Source organism: Microbacterium commune (assembly GCF_014836945.1).
Taxonomy (GTDB): domain Bacteria; phylum Actinomycetota; class Actinomycetes; order Actinomycetales; family Microbacteriaceae; genus Microbacterium; species Microbacterium commune.
Map to the genome: position 1 here is coordinate 388,684 of NZ_JACSPX010000001.1, position 15,468 is coordinate 404,151.

Below are 15,468 nucleotides of genomic sequence, written 5' to 3' on the forward strand. Positions count from 1 at the left end.
GGGCCGTCAGCGCACTCGCGGACTACGCTTGAGCCGTGAGCACACAACGGGTCTTCGTCGCACGTCTGGCAGGATGCGCCGTCTTCGACCCCGTGGGCGATCGCCTCGGCAAGGTGCGAGATGTCGTCATCGTGTACCGCAAGACGGCCTCGCCGCGTGTGATCGGCCTCGTCATCGAGATCCCCGGACGCCGCCACGTATTCCTCTCGATCGGACGCGTGACCTCGATCCGCGCGGGTCAGGTCATCAGCACCGGCCTCATCAACGTGCGCCGCTTCCAGCCGCGACCCGGCGAGGTGCGCGTCGTCGCCGAGTTCCTCGGCCGGCGGGTCAGCCTCACCGACGGCGGTGGCACGGCGGTCGTCGAGGACGTCGCGATCGAGCAGGACCGCCACGGGGAATGGGGCATCACCCAGCTGTTCCTGCGCAAGGCGAAGACCAGCGCGTCGCCGTTCGCGAAGGGGCCGACGACGTTCGCCGCGTGGAACGAGGTCGCCGAGCTGCGTGAGCCGGGGCGGGCGCAGTCCGCCGAGCAGCTCGTCGCGACCTACTCCGAGCTGCACGCGGCCGACCTCGCCACCACCCTGCTCGACCTCCCACAGGAGCGGCGGATCGAGGTGGCCGAAGAGCTGCCGGACGAGCGGCTCGCCGACGCGCTCGAGGAGATGCCCGAAGACGACCAGGTCGGCATCCTCGATCGTCTCGGCGACGAGCGCGCCGCCGACGTGCTCGACGAGATGGAGCCCGACGACGCGGCCGACCTGCTCGCCCAGATGTCTCCCGAGCGGCTCGAGCACCTGCTCGCCCTGATGGATCCGGAGGAGGCCGAGGACGTCCGGATGCTGCTGCGCTACGGCGCGGACACCGCCGGCGGCCTGATGACGCCTGAGCCGATCATCCTGTCGGCCGACGCGACGGTCGCCGAAGCGCTGGCCCTCATCCGTCGCCACGAGCTGCACCCCGCCCTCGCCGCGGCGGTGTTCGTCACGCTTCCGCCGTTCGAGACGCCGACGGGGCGTCTGCTCGGCGTCGTGCACTTCCAGAAGATGCTCCGCTATCCCCCGCACGAACGGCTGGGCGCGATCCTCGACGAGTCCGTCGAGCCGGTCGCCGTCACCGCGTCGGCGGCGGAGGTCGCGCGCATGCTCGCCAGCTACGACCTCGTCTCGCTTCCCGTCATCGACAGCGCGCACCGCCTGGTCGGCGCGATCAGCGTCGACGACGTGCTCGACTACCTGCTGCCCGACGACTGGCGCACCCACGACGCCGACGAGTCGACGGCGGGCACCCGATGATGGCGCGTCCCTCGCGCACCGCACGCCTGGACACCCCGGGCACCCGGGGCGTCACGCGCACGCAGGCCCCGTCGCGGGATCGGTTCGGACGTTTCACCGAGTGGGTCGCCCGGGCGATGGGCACCCCGACCTTCCTCACCCTCCTCACACTCTTCTGCGCGCTCTGGATCGGCTACACGATGCTGGCGGAGCAGAACGGCTGGTGGCGCTTCGACTCGGCCGCCCTCGGATTCACCGCGCTGACGCTGATCCTGTCACTGCAGGCCTCGTATGCCGCGCCCCTCATCCTGCTCGCGCAGAACCGGCAGGACGACCGCGACCGCGTGCAGATCGAGCAGGACCGCCAGCGTGCCGAGCGCAACCTCGCCGACACCGAGTACCTCGCCCGCGAGATCGTCGCGCTGCGCATGGCCCTCGAGGAGCGCTCCAACCAGCAGATCACCCGTGACGTGCTGCGCCAGGAGCTGAAGGCCCTGCTCGCCGACCTCAACGACGACGAGAGCACCGTCGAGAGCAGCCATGACGCTCGCTGACCGCGTGCGCTCGGCTGTCGCCGCCGTCACCGACCCCGAACTGCGCCGGCCGATCGGCGATCTCGACATGGTGCGCGAGATCACCGTCGACGGCACGACGGCGCGGGTCGGAATCGTGCTCACGATCGTCGGATGCCCGGCCGCGCAGCGGATCGAGCAGGACGTCCGGGATGCCGCGGCATCCGTCGCCGGCATCGCCGACGTCACCGTCGACGTGGGCGTCATGACCCCCGACGAGCGCCGCGCGCTCACCGAGAAGCTGCGTGCGGGACGCCCCGCCCGTCAGATGCCTTTCGGCCCCGACTCGCTGACCCGCGTCATCCTCGTCTCGAGCGGCAAGGGCGGCGTCGGCAAGTCCACCGTCACCGCGAACCTCGCCGTCGCCCTCGCCCGTCAGGGGCTGCGGGTCGGACTGGTGGATGCCGATGTGCACGGTTTCTCGATCCCGGGACTGCTCGGCATCGCACCCGGCACCCAGCCGACGCGCATCGACGATCTCATGCTGCCCCCGGTCGCGCACGACGTGAAGACGGTCTCGATCGGCATGTTCCTGCGCGACGGCGAGGCCGTCGTCGCCTGGCGCGGGCCGATGCTGCACCGCACCGTGCAGCAGTTCCTCACCGACGTGTTCTTCGGCGACCTCGACGTGCTGCTCATCGACATGCCCCCTGGCACCGGAGACATCGCGATCTCGATCGGTCAGATCCTGCCGCACGCCGAGGTGCTCGTGGTGACCACGCCGCAGCCGGCAGCGGCCGACGTGGCGATACGCAGCGGACTGGTCGCCAGGCAGACCGGCCAGCGGGTGATCGGCGTGATCGAGAACATGGCCGCGTTCGCGCTGCCCGACGGCACCCTTCTCGACCTGTTCGGCGAGGGCGGCGGCGCGGCGGTGGCTCGCGCACTCAGCGCCGACGGCGATGAGGTGCCGCTGCTGGCATCCATCCCCCTCAGCCCGGCGCTGCGCCGCGGCGGCGATCAGGGCATTCCCGTCGTGCTCGGCGAGCCTGACGACATCGCCGCGCGCGCCATCGTCGACGTCGCGGAGCGGATCGCCCACCGCGGTCGCGGGCTCTCCGGTCGCGCTCTTCCCCTGCGGCTCGGCTGAGCCGCGCTCAGGTGGCCTCGACGTCGAACGGCGGCGGCGTCTGGCGGGAGAAGTACGTGCGCGTCATGCGCGGCCGCACCGGCACGACCGGGTCGGTGGCGACGGCGGTCGGTGTGGACACCGGCTTCGCCTCGAACTCCGGCTCTTCGAAGAGCGCGTCGCGGATGATGCGGCGCGGATCGTACTGACGCGGGTCGAGCTTGCGCCAGTCCACCTCGTCGATCTCCGGACCGAGCTCGTCGCGCATCCTGCTCTTGGTGTCGCGGAGGTACTCCCCCGCACGGCGCACGAACTTCGCGAACGACTCAGCGGCTTTCGGCAGACGCTCGGGGCCGATGATGATGACAGCGATAAGCCCGATCAGCAGCAGCTTGTCGAAGGTCAACCCCAGTTCCATCCCCCCAGGCTACCCGCCGCGCCTCCCCGCGTGATCCGCCGCCGCCGCTTACGCTGGTGACCACAAGCTTTTCCGAGGAGAGACCCCATGAGCGAGCACGACGCGAACGCCCGATTCGCGCGAGAGACCATCGTGGAGCCCGCCGCGATCGCCCGCGCGCGCGCCCACGCCCTGGAACTCGGAGCCGCCCCGATCAGCCCCGCGGTGGGCGCGCAGTGCGCCCTGCTCGCCGCCGCCGGCGCAGCCAGATCGATCCTCGAGGTGGGCACCGGGGCCGGCGTCTCGGGCCTGTGGCTGCTGCGCGGAGCGCCGCAGGCGGTGCTGACGACGATCGACAACGAACGCGAGCACCTCGCGGCCGCACGCCAGGCCTTCGCCGATGCGCGCATCCCCGCCACCCGAGGCCGCTTCATCACCGGACGCGCCGCCGACGTGCTGCCGCGCATGAACGAAGGCGCCTACGACATCGTCTTCATCGACGCCGACGCCGAGAACGTCATCGAGTACGTCGAGCACGGTCTGCGTCTCGTGCGCACCGGCGGTCTGGTGCTCGTGCCGCGTGTGCTGCACGGCGGCCGGGTCGCCGACCCCGTCCAGCGCGACGCGGTCACCAGCTCGTACCGGTCGCTGGTGCAGGAGACGCAGGAGTCGCAGGCGGTGCTCGCCGCGCTCTCCACCGTCGGCGAGGGACTGCTGCAGCTCGCCCGCGTCGCCGAGTAGGCCGCGGAACTCCCCGGACACAGCAGAGGGGCGGTGGATCCGCAGATCCACAGCCCCTCTCATCGGAATGTCAGGCGCTCACGACGGCGCCCAGCACGTCGTGAAGCTCCTTCGCCTCTGCGTCGTTCACGGAGACGACCAGACGGCCGCCGCCTTCGAGCGGAACCCGCACGATGATGAGTCGCCCCTCCTTCACGGCCTCCATCGGTCCGTCGCCGGTCCTCGGCTTCATCGCTGCCATCGTGGCACCCTTTCCCTCGGTGGTATGAGTCAAGTTTATCGGTAGCCTCACCCTCCGGTGTTACGCGCGTCACATCCGAGTCACGGGACCTGCCAGTAGGTCTGCGCCGAGCCGTACATGACGAGAATCCACGCCCACTGCAGCAGCAGGCACACCAGCAGCACCCCCCACCGGTACGCCCGTGCACGTGGCACCGCGAGAGCGCCGGCGAGCGGCGTGAGAGGGATCAGCAGGCGGAACGTGCTCGACTGCGGGAAGAACACCGCGAGCAGGTACAGCAGGTAGCTCGCGCTCCACAGCCGGATGTCGAGACCGAGACGCCGCACGCTGCGCGCGCGCAGCAGGGCGTACCCCGCGCCGGCGACCAGCAGCGCCAGGATCACCCAGCCCGCCCAGGACGGCATCCCCCACTGCCCGGCCCAGAACTCGGCACCGCGCACGAAACCCTCGAACGGGATGAACGCGGCAGACGGGTCGCTGAGCCAGTTGCGCCGCCAGGACAGCTCCGTCTGAAGATAGGCTCCGGGCTCCCCCGTGACCAGGCCGGCGATCGCCTGCCACGAGAAGCCGACGAGCGTCGTCAGCGCGCCGAGCGCGACGATGTGCACGACGTCTTTCGGCAGCAGCGGATGCCTCTCCCGCACGAGCCACCGCGAGATGCCGTGCAGCCCGAGGAACAGCGCGAACGCCAGCACGCCCGGTCGGGTGAATCCCATCACCGGGATGAGCAGGTACAGCCACCCGTACCGGTGGCGGGAGACGAGGTCGAGCGCCACGAGCAGCAGCAGCACGAACAGGCTCTCGGCGTATCCCACCTGGAACAGCGCGGCGAGCGGTCCGCTGGCGAAGAACGCCACGGCCCAGAGCGCCGCGGCGGCCCCGATCCGGGGGCGGAGCAGCCGGTGCAGGACGAGGCATGCGAGCAGCCCCGAGACGAGCGAGACGAGCACCGCCCCCGCCGCCCAGTCGCCGAGGCCCACGAGCTGGGCGAGGTGGGCGTACACCGGCATGAACGCCCAGGCGTTCTCGAGCACCTGCCCGGCCTCGTTCACCGGCAGGGTGGTCGGGTATCCGAACACCGCGACCGTCCAGTACCACTGGGCGTCCCAGCCGAGGGCGTAGTCCCCCAGCGCCGGATCGGCTCCGAAACGCGAGCCGAGGTTCGAGCCGGCAGCGGCGAGCGCGAAGAACCCGGTCGTCACCAGCCGCGACAGCAGGTAGATGATCGCGATGCGAGCGGTGACCGGAGTCCGCGCCCAGCCGCGCAGCGTGCGGGTCAGGACGCGGTGAGCCACGCGCGCAGTCCGCGTTCGACGTCGTCGATCTGCGCGATCGGGACGCGCTCCTCGTCGTGGTGCGCGAGGTGCGGGTCGCCAGGGCCGTAGTTCACGGCCGGGACGCCCATGGCCGAGAAGCGCGCGACATCCGTCCAGCCGTACTTGGCGTTCGCCTCGCCCCCGACGGCCGCGAGGAACCGCTGCGCGATCGGCGCGTCCAGTCCCGGACGCGCGCCTCCGGCCGCGTCGAGGATCTCCACCTCGAACCCCGCGAACGCCGCGCGCACGTGAGCCTCGGCGTCAGCCACGCTCTTGCTCGGCGCGAAGCGGTAGTTCACCTCGACCTCGCACAGATCGGGGATGACGTTGCCGGCGACACCGCCGCGGATGCTGACCGCGTTGAGCCCCTCCCGGTAGCCCAGCCCCTCGACCGTGACCTCACGGGCGCGGTACTCAGCCAGCCGGGTGAGGATCGGGGCCGCCGCGTGGATCGCGTTCTCGCCGATCCACGAGCGCGCACTGTGCGCGCGAACGCCGCGCACGCGGACGACCGCTCGCAGCGTCCCGTTGCATCCGCCCTCCACGCGCCCGTCCGACGGCTCACCCAGAATGGCGAAGTCGGCGGCGAACAGATCGGGACGCGTCTGGGCCAGCAGATGGAGGCCGTTCAGCGAGGCGTCGACCTCCTCGTTGTCGTACCACATCCAGGTGATGTCGACCGCGGGCGCGGTGAGCTCGGCGGCCAGCTTGAGCTGCACCGCGACCCCGGCCTTCATGTCGACCGTGCCGCGCCCCCACAGGTACTCGACTCCGTCGATCTCGATGTCGCGGGTGGGCACGTTGTCGTTGATCGGCACGGTGTCGATGTGACCGGCGATGACGACGCGCTGCGCCCTGCCGAGCTGTGTGCGGGCGACGACCGTGTTGCCGTGGCGCACCACCTCGAGATGCGGGTACGACCGCACCGCCGCCTCGATCGCGTCCGCCAGCGGGGCCTCCGCCCCGGACACGCTGGGGATGTCGCAGATCGTGCGAGTGAGCTCGAGAGAGGATGCAGTCAGATCCAGCGCCATGCGCCCAGCCTAGCCACGCCGACACATCCCGCCGTGAACCGGCGGGGCGACGTACCGTAGGAGGATGAGCACTGCACGCACGGTCTGGGGCACCGGCCTGAGCACGATCGCATCCGACGGCACCGTCCTCGACGCCTGGTACCCCGAGCTCGGGCTCGGGGCGCAGGAGGCGGATGACGCGGCCGCCGCCGCATCCACCTGGGGCGCTTTCGCCGACGATGACGAGCGCCGGGGCGTGACGGTCGAGCTCGTGCAGCTCACCATCGACCTCGATGCGCCGGTCGCGTCGACGGCTGACGCCTATCTGCGCCTGCACGCGCTGTCGCACCTGCTCGTGCGCCCCAACGAGCTCAGCCTCGACGGGATCTTCGGGCACCTCCCCACGGTCGCGTGGACCAACGCCGGCCCCATGCATCCCGCCGACGCCGCAGCGCTGCGCCCGGTGCTGCAGCGGCACGGGATCCAGGTGCAGGGGCTCGACAAGTTCCCGCGCCTCACCGACTACGTGCAGCCCGCCGGCGTGCGCATCGCCGATGCGTCGCGGGTTCGCCTCGGCGCGCACCTCTCCCCCGGAACCACGGTGATGCACGAGGGATTCGTGAACTTCAACGCGGGCACGCTGGGTGCGTCGATGGTGGAGGGGCGCATCTCGCAGGGCGTCGTGGTCGGCGACGGCAGCGACATCGGAGGCGGGGCGTCGATCATGGGCACCCTCTCGGGCGGTGGTCAGCACCGCGTCTCGATCGGAGCGCGCACCCTGCTCGGGGCCAACGCGGGCATCGGGATCTCGCTCGGCGACGACTGCATCGTCGAAGCAGGGCTCTACTTGACCGCCGGCACCAAGGTCGTCGTCGCCGACGCCCCGGCGGGCGCAGACGGCGAGCGCCAGACCGTGAAGGCCGCCGAGCTGTCGGGCCGTAGCGGACTGCTCTACCGGCGCAACTCGCTGACCGGCGCGGTCGAGGTCTCGCGCCGCTCGGGCCACGGGGTGACGCTGAACGAGATGCTGCACGCCTGATCACGGCGCACGCTCAGGCCGGCGGCCACCGCTGCTGTATGGTTGAGTCGACGCCCCTCGCGAAGCGAGACGTCTGCGTCGTCGAAATCCTTCCGCACCGGCATCCGGTCGCGGTCACTCGAGCGGCGAAACGATGCGCGATCCCGCGCCGTCGCCCACATCCGCAGCCACGCTGCGCTTTCCTGGAGATACTCCTATGCCTTCCTTCCTCGATCTCGGCGTGCCCGCCGCGCTGGCCGACGTTCTGGCCGCCGACGGCAAGACCGAGGCGTTCGCCATTCAGCGCGACACGCTCCCCGACTCCCTCGCCGGCCGCGATCTGCTCGGCCGCGGCCGCACCGGCAGCGGCAAGACCATCGCGTTCGCGCTGCCCCTGGTCGCCCGTCTCTCGGCCTCCGGCACCCGCCGGCAGCCCGGCCGGCCCCGTGGACTCGTGCTCGCGCCGACCCGCGAGCTGGCCACGCAGATCGCCGCCACCATCCGGCCGCTCGCCGAGGCCGTCGGCATGCGCGTCACGACCGTCTTCGGCGGTGTCTCGCAGCGGCCGCAGGAGCAGGCGCTGCGCGCCGGCGTCGACATCGTCGTGGCCTGCCCCGGCCGGCTCGAAGACCTCATGAAGCAGGGCGTCGTCTCGCTCGGCGCCGTCGAGGTCGCGGTGCTCGATGAGGCCGACCACATGGCCGACCTCGGCTTCCTCCCCGGCGTCACCCGCATCCTCGCGGCCACTCCCGCCGGCGGCCAGCGCCTGCTGTTCAGCGCCACCCTCGACCGCGGCATCGACGCGCTTGCCAAGCGGTTCCTCCGCAGCCCGGTCAGCCACGAGGTCGATGAGGCCAGCGTGCCGGTGGGAGAGATGACCCACCGCGTGCTCGTCGCATCGGATGCGGATGCCAAGAAGAGGCTCGTCGAGGATCTGGCATCCGGTCTCGGCCGTCGCATCCTGTTCACCCGCACCAAGCACCACGCCAAGAAGCTCGCCAAGCAGCTGACCTCGGCGGGCATCCCCTCGGTCGACCTGCACGGCAACCTCGGCCAGAACGCGCGTGAGCGCAACCTCGCCGCGTTCGGCGCCGACGCCGCGAACGGCGGCGTGCGCGTGCTCGTCGCGACCGATGTCGCCGCCCGCGGCGTGCACGTCGACGACGTCGAGCTGGTCGTGCACGTCGACCCGCCCGTCGAGCACAAGGCGTACCTGCACCGCTCGGGTCGCACCGCTCGTGCCGGTGCTGCGGGCACCGTCGTCACGCTCATGCTGCCCGAGCAGCGTCGCGACGTGAAGGACATCCTGCGCAAGGCGCAGATCACGGTCGCGATGGAGGACGTCACGCCCGCCATCGTCGACGAGCTGGTCGGCGAGCGCGCCCCGAAGGTCAAGACGGCTCCCGTCGCGCCGCAGCAGAACCAGCCCAAGGCGAAGTCGGCCTCGCAGCCCGGCGGCCAGGGCGGCGGACGCTCCGGCTCGGGCCGCCGTCGCTCCGGTCGCGCCGGCGACACCGCCCAGCGCACGGACGGCGGCCGCGAGCGCGCACGCTCGCACGCACAGAGCAGCCAGCCGCGCTACTCCACGCAGACCGGCTCACCGGCGGGCCAGCAGCGCCAGAGCGACCACGGGGCGGCTCGTCCCGCGTCGAACGGTCAGCAGCACAGCGCCGGTCGCGCCCGCACCGGCTCGCGCCGCGCCAGCCGCGCGCAGGGACGCTGACCCCGCACTGGCTGACCGCACAGACAGAACTGCCCGCCACGGGAATCCGTGGCGGGCAGTTCTGTCATGACAGCGCGGCCGGGTGCGCGGAGCGGTTCGCTCCCCTGCGGCTCAGCGCGTCGGGAAGGAGCGCTCGGGCGAGCCGACGTACAGCTGCTGCGGGCGACCGATCTTGGTCTGCGGATCGAGGTTCAGCTCGCGCCACTGCGCCAGCCAGCCGGGAAGGCGGCCGATCGCGAACAGCACCGTGAACATGCGCGTCGGGAAGCCCATCGCCTTGTAGATGACGCCGGTGTAGAAGTCGACGTTGGGGTAGAGACGACGCTCCTTGAAGTAGTCGTCGGCGAGGGCGATCTCCTCGAGCTCCTTGGCCAGATCAAGCAGCGGGTCGGTCACGCCGAGCTCGGCGAGCACCTCGTCGGCGGCTTCCTTGACCAGCTTCGCGCGCGGGTCGTAGTTTTTGTACACGCGATGCCCGAAGCCCATCAGCTTCACGCCGGCTTCCTTGTTCTTCACGCTCTCGACGAAGCGCTGCACGCTCTGTCCCGACTCGCGGATCTGCCCGAGCATGGTCAGCACCGCTTCGTTCGCCCCGCCGTGCAGCGGGCCGGAGAGCGCCTGGATGCCAGCGGAGATCGATGCGAACTGGTTGGCTCCGGTCGAGCCGACCAGACGCACGGTGGACGTGGATGCGTTCTGCTCGTGATCCTCGTGCAGGATCAGCAACAGCTCGAGCGCCTTCGACATCACCGGGTTGACCTCGTACGGCTCGCTGTGCACGCCGAAGTTGAGCTTGAGGAAGTTGTCGACGAAGCTCAGCGAGTTGTCCGGATACAGGAAGGCCTGTCCGATGCTCTTCTTGTGCGCGTACGCGGCGATGACCGGCAGCTTGGCGAGCATGCGCACCATGTTCAGCTCGACGTGCTCGGGATTGTGCGGGTCGGTCTGGCCCTCGTAGTAGGTCGACAGCGCGGCGACCGCCGACGACAGCACCGACATCGGGTGCGCGGTGTGCGGCAGAGCCGAGAAGAAGTGCTTGAGGTCTTCGTGCAGCAGCGTGTGCCGACGGATCTTCTCGTCGAACTCGGCGAGCTCGGTCGCCGTCGGCAGCTCGCCGTAGATCAGCAGCCACGCCACCTCGAGGTAGCTGCAGTTCTTCGCGATCTGCTCGATCGGGTATCCCCGGTAGCGGAGGATCCCCTGATCTCCGTCGATGAAGGTGACGGCTGACTTGGTGGACGCGGTGTTCACGAAGCCGTAGTCGAGGCCCGTGTACCCGGTCTGACGCGTGAGCGTCGAGAAGTCGATGCTGTCGGTGCCGCTGCTTCCGCGGACGACGGGGAACTCCGCCGTGGTGTCGCCGATCGAAAGAGTCGCCTTCTCGGGCTGAGCTGCGCTCACGCCAACCTCCTGCTGCGTTCGTGTCGTCGTGGGCGATGAGAGACGCACGCAGCGCCGGTCCGGCAGACCCCATCGCCCCTACAGCCTAGCCGTGACGTCGGCCTACTGTGACATCCGCCAAGAGATGAACGTCATCACCGCGCGGTGCGCACAAAGATCAGCGATCGGCGCCGGTCAGACGCGTCGCAGCCTGCCTGATCCGCTCGAGGGGCGCGGTCAGCGACAGACGTACGTGCTGCGCGGAGTGGTCGCCGTAGAAATGGCCGGGGCCCGCCAGGATGCCGAGTGAGGCGAGGCGATCCATCGACTCCCAGGCGTCTCGCCCCTCCGTCGCCCAGAGGTACAGGCCCGCCTCCGATCCGTCGATGCGGAAACCCGCCTCGACGAGCGCGGGCAGCAGCACGTCGCGGCGCTGCCGGTACAGCCGCTTCTGGGCGGCGACGTGCTCGTCGTCTCGCAGGGCCACCGCCATCGCGTGCTGCACCGGAGCGGGTGGCATCAGACCGAGGTGCTTGCGCGCAGCGAGGACATCGCCGATCAGCGTCGAGCACCCGGCGATGAACGCGGCCCGGTATCCGGCGAGGTTCGACTGCTTGCTCAGCGAGTAGACGCTGAGCAGATCCGCCCGGCTGCCCCCGGTGACGCGGGGGTCGAGAACCGACGGGATCATCTGGCTCTGCCAGGGACCCTCCCACCCGAGCTCGGCGTAGCATTCGTCGCTCGCCAGCACGGCGCCGAGCTCGCGAGCCCGTCGCACGGCCGCCGTGAGCGCCTCGAGGTCCCACGTGCGACCGTCGGGGTTTCCGGGGCTGTTGATCCAGATGAGCTTCGCGCCCTCGGGCCACTCCGCAGGATCGTCGGCGGCGACGGCGGTCGCACCGGCGACCGCCGCACCGACCGCGTAGGTCGGGTAGGCGACGCGGGGGTGCACGACGACATCCCCCGGCCCGAGGCCGAGCAGAAGGGGCAGCAGCGCGACCAGCTCCTTCGAGCCGATCGTCGGCATGACGTTCGCGTCGGTGAGATCGGGCACCCCGCGACGGCGGGCGTACCAGTCCACGATGGCCTTGCGCACGTCGCTCGTTCCCACGGTCTGTGGGTAGGCGTGCGCGTCGGTCGCCTCGGCGAGAGCGCGACGGATCACCTCGGGGGTGGGGTCGACCGGCGAGCCGATCGACAGATCGACGAGACCGTCGGGATGCTGGGCCGCGCGGTCACGGTAGGGGATCACCGCGTCCCAGGGGTAGTCCGCGAGATCCCGGACTCCCACTCAGTCCCCCTGCGGCGGCAGGGCGGTGACCACCGGGTGGTCGAAGTCGTAGACGCCGACCTTCGACGCGCCGCCGGGAGAGCCGATCTCCTTGAAGAACTCGACGTTGGCCTTGTAGTAGTCGGCCCACTCCTCGGGCAGGTCGTCTTCGTAGTAGATCGCCTCGACCGGGCAGACCGGCTCGCAGGCGCCGCAGTCCACGCACTCGTCGGGGTGGATGTACAGCATCCGCTCGCCTTCGTAGATGCAGTCCACGGGGCACTCATCGATGCAGGCGCGGTCCTTGACATCGACGCAGGGAAGGGCGATCACGTACGTCACGTGCTCAGTCTACGACGCCTCAGCGCCCCTCGCCCTGCGTTGCGGCCGCGCGTGCGGACAGTTCGCTCAGCCGCCGGGTGTCCGGCCAGGCCACGATCAGCATGACGATGCCCGCGGCGACGTACATCCAGATGTTGCCGAGGGCGGTGTTCGGGACGACGATCGATCCCCCCGGTCCGCGCTGCGAGATCACCAGCAGCAGCGCCATGATGCCGAGTCCTGCGGCGAGTGCCGCCCACCGGTCGCCGGTGAGGGCGCGAAGCGCGACGAGCAGGGCTGCGCACGCGATGCCGCCGAGGATCATCCCGACGGGGACGGGACCGATCGTGAAGCTGTGCGCGATGGTCGCCGCGACACCGTAGACGGCCCCGACCAGGGCCGCGGCCAGCCACGAGACACCTCGGGAGAGCATTCTGCGCACCGGCTCAGCCTACTGGGCGCCGCTGTCGGGCGCCTGAGGTGCGCTCACGCGGCGAGACCCACCATCCGCAGCAGCGCGGCGACGGCGGCCGCGGCGAACACGACCACGAGGAACGACTGGCGCATCCACAGCAGCCCGGCCGCGACGAGCACGGCGGGCACCCTGGCATCGACCATTACCGCCTGACCGGCGCCGAGGGTCTGCACGGCGACGAGGGCGCCCAGCAGCGCCACGGTGAGCAGATCCGAGATGCGGGCAGGCTTCGGCGCTTCCAGCAGCCTGGCGGGCACGAGGTATCCGACGGCCTTGAGCCCGACGCAGATGCAGGCGGCGAGCAGCACCGCACTCCAGACGGTCATCGTGAGGCCTCCACTGTCGCATTCCTGCGGCCGAACCAGTTGAACCAGCCGACCACGATCGCCACGAGCGCGGCGACGAGCACCGGCAGACCCGGCATGAGAAGGGGCGTGAGACCGGCGGCGACGACGGCGGCGGCCACGCCGACGGCGATGGCCTGACGCTCCCGCAGCCGCGGCCAGAGCAGGGCGAGGAACGCGGCGGCAGCCGCCGCGTCCAGCCCCCAAGCCTTCGGGTCGCCGAGCACGTCGCCCAGCAGGGCGCCGGCCAGCGTGGTGAGGTTCCAGCCGATGAACACTCCGAGGCCGGTGAGCCAGAACCCGAGCCGACGCAGCCGCGGCGTCTGCTGGGAGATGGCGACCGCCGTGGATTCGTCGATGGTCACCTGCGCGGCCGCGGCCCGTCGCCAGAATCCACCGCCGATGATCGACGACAGCCGCATGCCGTACGCGACGTTGCGCACTCCGAGCAGCGCAGCAGAGGCGACCGCCGACGGCAGAGCGGCGATGCCGCCGGCACCGAACACGCCGATGAAGGCGAACTGCGAGCCGCCGGTGAACATCAGCAGGCTCAGCACGCAGGTCTGCCAGACGTCGAGGCCGGACGCCACGGCCAGGGCGCCGAACGAGATGCCGTACGCGCTGGTCGCGATGGCGACGCCGAGGCCCTCCCGCCAGACCTCGCGGACCGCGTGGCCCGCCTCTTGTGTTCGCTCTGCTGAACGCATGCCCATCATTCTGAACAGGCCCGGGCATCTCGTCAAATCGAACGAACGTTTGTCATACTGAACAGATGGATCTGCGCGCACGCCTCGCCCTCGCCCTGCGCCGCGAGCGGGAGGGCGCCGGCCTCTCGGTCTCCGAGCTGGCGCGCCGCGCGGGCGTGTCCAAGGCCACGGTCTCCCAGCTCGAGAGCGGCTCCGGCAATCCCAGCGTCGAGACGCTCTGGGCCATCGGCGACGCACTCGGGGTGCCGTTCTCGACGCTCGTCGATGACCGCGCCCCGGCGGCACGCCTCATCCGCCTCGGCGATCACGCGGGCGTCCCGTCAGCGGCATCCCCCTATCTGGCCACCCTGCTGTCGGCCGCAGCCCCCGGCACGCGACGCGACATCTACCTCATCCAGGCCGAGCCGGGCGAGCCCAGGCGCTCACTGCCGCACCGTTCGGGCACGACCGAGCACATGGTGCTGGTCAGCGGCGAGGCTGTGGTCGGCCCGGACGACGCGCCCGAGCTGCTGCACCCCGGCGACTACCTGTCGTACGCCGGTGACGCGCCGCACATCTTCGAGGCGCGCAGCCCCGGCACCAGTGCAGTGCTGGTGTCGGAGCTGCGCTGAGGCATCGCTTCGCCCACCGCGGTGCTCGACTCTCGGCCGGGCCGGGCCGGTCGGGCCGGGAATCAGTACCAGTTCACGGCCTGGGAGTGACCCCACGCGGCGCACGGTGAGCCGTAGGCGCGCTCGATGTAGCCGAGCCCCCAGGCGATCTGCGTCGCCGCGTTCGTGCGCCAGTCGGCGCCGGCGGTCGCCATCTTGCTGCCGGGCAGCGACTGCGGGATGCCCGTGGCTCCGCCGTCGGCGTTGTACGCCTGGTAGTTCCAGCCGGACTCCTTGGTCCACAGGTTGACGAGGCACGAGAACTCGCCCTCGCCCCAGCCGTACCGCTCGGCGGCCATCGCACGAGCGGTCGCCTTCGCGCCCTCGGGGGTGTTGGCGGCGGCGAGGGCCGCCTCTGCCCGACGCTTCTCCTCGGCGGCCTTCTCCGCCGCAATCCGCTCGACCTCCGCCTGCGCCCGCGCTGCCTCGGCTGCGACGCGCTCGGCCTCCGCCTGCTTGGCGGCGGTGAGGGATTCCTGCAGGTCGGAGGTCTTCGACTGCACGATGACCGTGCCGAGCACGACCTCGGCGGTCAGCTCGTGCACTTCCTGCGACGAGAGGTCATCGGCCTGGGTGAGCCGCTTCACATCGGCGGTGAGAGCGTGCAGGTCGACCTGGGTCTGCTCGGTCTGCATGGGGAAGTCGACCTGGGCGACCACGTTGTTCAGCGACTCGGCGTTCACCAGTGCGATCTTGCCGTCTTCCGCGGCGTCGGCGGCCTGCTCCAGAGCGTGTTCGGTGGGGATGGCGCCGAGCGCGGCCGGCGCGAAGACCACTCCGGCGGCGGCCGTCGCGGTCAGCACGGCTCCGACGGCCACGGCGAGCAGCGGACGGCGCAGACGGGAGTGGGCCGACGTCAGGTGTGCGACCCGGTGGGACGCACGCGTGTTCTGGGTATCGATCATGGGGTGAGGTTTCGACCTTCGGGTTGTCGACGGCCCGGACCCTCACGGGGCG

Annotated in this window: 18 protein-coding genes; 7 read left to right on the plus strand and 11 right to left on the minus strand. The window is 70.8% G+C overall.

The annotated features are described in order from the left end of the window. Positions 1-35 precede the first annotated feature (35 nt). Genes H9633_RS01840 through H9633_RS01850 form a run of 3 tightly spaced genes read left to right on the plus strand, consistent with a single transcriptional unit; the run spans position 36 to position 2,936 of the window. Positions 36-1,295: a magnesium transporter gene (locus H9633_RS01840; protein ID WP_191711889.1), complete on the plus strand. Its 1,260-nt coding sequence runs from the start codon at positions 36-38 to the stop codon at positions 1,293-1,295. Further along, on the plus strand, positions 1,295-1,828 hold the full coding sequence (locus H9633_RS01845; RefSeq protein WP_071642702.1) for a DUF1003 domain-containing protein: 534 nt from the start codon (positions 1,295-1,297) through the stop codon (positions 1,826-1,828). Before H9633_RS01840 ends, H9633_RS01845 begins: the two co-directional genes overlap by 1 nt. Beyond that, positions 1,815-2,936: an Mrp/NBP35 family ATP-binding protein gene (locus H9633_RS01850; RefSeq protein ID WP_191711890.1), complete on the plus strand. Its 1,122-nt coding sequence runs from the start codon at positions 1,815-1,817 to the stop codon at positions 2,934-2,936. Before H9633_RS01845 ends, H9633_RS01850 begins: the two co-directional genes overlap by 14 nt. Before the next feature lie 7 nt (positions 2,937-2,943). Here the strand turns inward: H9633_RS01850 and H9633_RS01855 are convergent, their stop codons facing one another. After that, on the minus strand, positions 2,944-3,333 hold the full coding sequence (locus H9633_RS01855; protein ID WP_071642698.1) for a Sec-independent protein translocase family protein: 390 nt from the start codon (positions 3,331-3,333) through the stop codon (positions 2,944-2,946). 87 nt (positions 3,334-3,420) lie between these two features. Here H9633_RS01855 and H9633_RS01860 point away from each other — a divergent pair, with 87 nt between their 5' ends. Further along, the gene (locus H9633_RS01860) at positions 3,421-4,053 is read left to right on the plus strand and encodes an O-methyltransferase (protein WP_191711891.1); all 633 of its coding nucleotides are present in this window, start codon (positions 3,421-3,423) and stop codon (positions 4,051-4,053) included. A gap of 70 nt (positions 4,054-4,123) precedes the next feature. On the opposite strand, the gene H9633_RS01865 is transcribed toward H9633_RS01860, so the two are convergent. The 3 genes from H9633_RS01865 to dapE form a co-directional block, all read right to left on the minus strand. Further along, the gene (locus H9633_RS01865) at positions 4,124-4,294 is read right to left on the minus strand and encodes a DUF3117 domain-containing protein (RefSeq protein ID WP_071644972.1); all 171 of its coding nucleotides are present in this window, start codon (positions 4,292-4,294) and stop codon (positions 4,124-4,126) included. A gap of 80 nt (positions 4,295-4,374) precedes the next feature. After that, positions 4,375-5,589, minus strand: coding sequence for a hypothetical protein (locus H9633_RS01870; RefSeq protein WP_191711892.1), 1,215 nt, complete (start codon positions 5,587-5,589; stop codon positions 4,375-4,377). Next, complete coding sequence (gene dapE / locus H9633_RS01875; RefSeq protein WP_191711893.1) at positions 5,571-6,644, minus strand: succinyl-diaminopimelate desuccinylase; 1,074 nt, start codon at positions 6,642-6,644, stop codon at positions 5,571-5,573. Before dapE ends, H9633_RS01870 begins: the two co-directional genes overlap by 19 nt. Before the next feature lie 64 nt (positions 6,645-6,708). Between dapE and dapD the strand changes: the two genes are divergently transcribed. Then, positions 6,709-7,662 carry a 2,3,4,5-tetrahydropyridine-2,6-dicarboxylate N-succinyltransferase gene (dapD, locus tag H9633_RS01880; protein ID WP_191711894.1) on the plus strand — a complete coding sequence of 318 codons (954 nt, stop codon included), beginning with the start codon at positions 6,709-6,711 and terminating at the stop codon, positions 7,660-7,662. Positions 7,663-7,858: 196 nt separating this feature from the next. Continuing rightward, on the plus strand, positions 7,859-9,364 hold the full coding sequence (locus H9633_RS01885) for a DEAD/DEAH box helicase (RefSeq protein ID WP_191711895.1): 1,506 nt from the start codon (positions 7,859-7,861) through the stop codon (positions 9,362-9,364). Between the two features lie 111 nt (positions 9,365-9,475). Here the strand turns inward: H9633_RS01885 and H9633_RS01890 are convergent, their stop codons facing one another. The 6 genes from H9633_RS01890 to H9633_RS01915 all read right to left on the minus strand — a co-directional run bounded on the left by H9633_RS01890 (position 9,476) and on the right by H9633_RS01915 (position 13,861). Then, the gene (locus H9633_RS01890) at positions 9,476-10,765 is read right to left on the minus strand and encodes a citrate synthase (protein WP_071644977.1); all 1,290 of its coding nucleotides are present in this window, start codon (positions 10,763-10,765) and stop codon (positions 9,476-9,478) included. 157 nt (positions 10,766-10,922) lie between these two features. Further along, the gene (gene dapC, locus H9633_RS01895; RefSeq protein ID WP_191711896.1) at positions 10,923-12,035 is read right to left on the minus strand and encodes a succinyldiaminopimelate transaminase; all 1,113 of its coding nucleotides are present in this window, start codon (positions 12,033-12,035) and stop codon (positions 10,923-10,925) included. Continuing rightward, the gene (gene fdxA, locus H9633_RS01900) at positions 12,036-12,356 is read right to left on the minus strand and encodes a ferredoxin (protein ID WP_071644979.1); all 321 of its coding nucleotides are present in this window, start codon (positions 12,354-12,356) and stop codon (positions 12,036-12,038) included. Between the two features lie 19 nt (positions 12,357-12,375). Next, positions 12,376-12,768: a histidinol dehydrogenase gene (locus H9633_RS01905; protein WP_191712901.1), complete on the minus strand. Its 393-nt coding sequence runs from the start codon at positions 12,766-12,768 to the stop codon at positions 12,376-12,378. A gap of 53 nt (positions 12,769-12,821) precedes the next feature. After that, positions 12,822-13,136, minus strand: a complete 315-nt coding sequence (locus tag H9633_RS01910; RefSeq protein ID WP_071644981.1) for an AzlD domain-containing protein — start codon at positions 13,134-13,136, stop codon at positions 12,822-12,824. Further along, positions 13,133-13,861, minus strand: coding sequence for an AzlC family ABC transporter permease (locus H9633_RS01915; protein WP_191711897.1), 729 nt, complete (start codon positions 13,859-13,861; stop codon positions 13,133-13,135). The genes H9633_RS01910 and H9633_RS01915 overlap by 4 nt, the downstream gene beginning before the upstream one ends. 65 nt (positions 13,862-13,926) lie before the next feature. Between H9633_RS01915 and H9633_RS01920 the strand changes: the two genes are divergently transcribed. After that, positions 13,927-14,472 carry a helix-turn-helix domain-containing protein gene (locus H9633_RS01920; RefSeq protein WP_191711898.1) on the plus strand — a complete coding sequence of 182 codons (546 nt, stop codon included), beginning with the start codon at positions 13,927-13,929 and terminating at the stop codon, positions 14,470-14,472. A gap of 62 nt (positions 14,473-14,534) precedes the next feature. Here H9633_RS01920 and H9633_RS01925 read toward each other — a convergent pair whose 3' ends face one another. Next, complete coding sequence (locus H9633_RS01925) at positions 14,535-15,416, minus strand: aggregation-promoting factor C-terminal-like domain-containing protein (RefSeq protein WP_191711899.1); 882 nt, start codon at positions 15,414-15,416, stop codon at positions 14,535-14,537. Positions 15,417-15,468: the final 52 nt, after the last annotated feature.